The sequence below is a fragment of the Desulfosporosinus sp. Tol-M2 genome (assembly GCF_059735615.1).
Window position 1 is genome coordinate 1 of the sequence record NZ_JCAIJG010000003.1, and the last position, 1,175, is coordinate 1,175.

General features: G+C 49.4%; 2 protein-coding genes. Both read left to right on the plus strand.

The window, feature by feature from the left end; genetic code table 11:
* The coding region (locus tag AC6I5A_RS00055; RefSeq protein ID WP_034610232.1) for a dihydroorotase at positions 1-461 on the plus strand (461 nt) is incomplete at its 5' end.
* A gap of 183 nt (positions 462-644) precedes the next feature.
* The coding region (locus AC6I5A_RS00060) for a ferredoxin reductase domain-containing protein (RefSeq protein ID WP_034610236.1) at positions 645-1,175 on the plus strand (531 nt) is incomplete at its 3' end.

Here is a 1,175-nt window from a genome sequence, read left to right on the forward strand (position 1 = left end):
AAGTTAATCCTCCCTTGGGTTCTCGAACGGATAGAGAGTCCCTTATCGAAGGACTTCGTGATGGGACACTGGATATGATTGCGACCGATCACGCCCCACATACCCAGGCAGAAAAAACCCGGCCCTTTGATGAGGCCCCCTTTGGGATTGCGAGCCTGGAGACGGCTTTGAGTGCGGTATGGCGGCATTTAGTGGTACCCGGACGAATTTCTCCGGATCGAGTGATCGAAGCTTGGAGCTTCTCTCCGGCACAGAGGTTTGGTTTGCCGGGGGGATCGTTAGTCCCTGGGGCTCCGGCGGATATGGTGCTCTTTGATCCTGACTTCTCCGAGGTGATTGATCCGTTAACGTTGGTTTCCAAAGCGCGCAATACCCCATTTTTGGGTAAAACCTTACAAGGGTTTCCGGTCATGGTCTGGGTGGATGGACGACTTGTCCAGAGAAATCGTAAGGTGCTCTAATGCAACATCTCTTAATAGCTTCATTAATTTGCTTTTCAGTATAATACATCCCTTCAACCCCTTATAACCTTTTAAAGAAAACTTCGTTAACTAACCAATGATATCCTTCAAAGTTATTTCATTTGAGAATCATCATATCGAACTACGAACTTCGAACCACGAACTACGATTAGGAGGGGTCAGATGCTCACAGAAAACTTAGTGGTTATTCATGAAATCATGGGAGAGGAAGAGCAAATGCTAAGGCGTCTGGTTTTAAAAGGACCGATTGCCAAAGCCGCGCAGGCTGGACAATTCGTAGCTGTCCAGGTTCAGGATTCTTCGATCCCGTCCTTTGACCCCTTGCTGAGGCGACCCTTCAGTTTAGCCAAAATTTCGCCGGAGCAAGACGAAATTACTTTGCTTTACCGGATTCAAGGCCGGGGAACCGAAATCTTAGCCCGGGCGCAATGTGGGGAGCGGCTTAGCGTTATGGGGCCCTTGGGGAAGGGTTTTTCCTTGCCGGAAGCAGGGGAATTATGGCTGGTTGCCGGAGGAATTGGCATATTTCCCCTTTATGCTCTCGCTCAAAGCGCACTTGCTCAGGGTCTGAGCGTTCGTTTGTTTTGGGGAGGAGAAAACCGGTCGTTTTTAAAAAGTGCGGGACTTTCCGCCTGGCAAGCACTGGGGATTCCGATTCACCTCACTACGTTGGATGGAACTTTAGAAGATAAG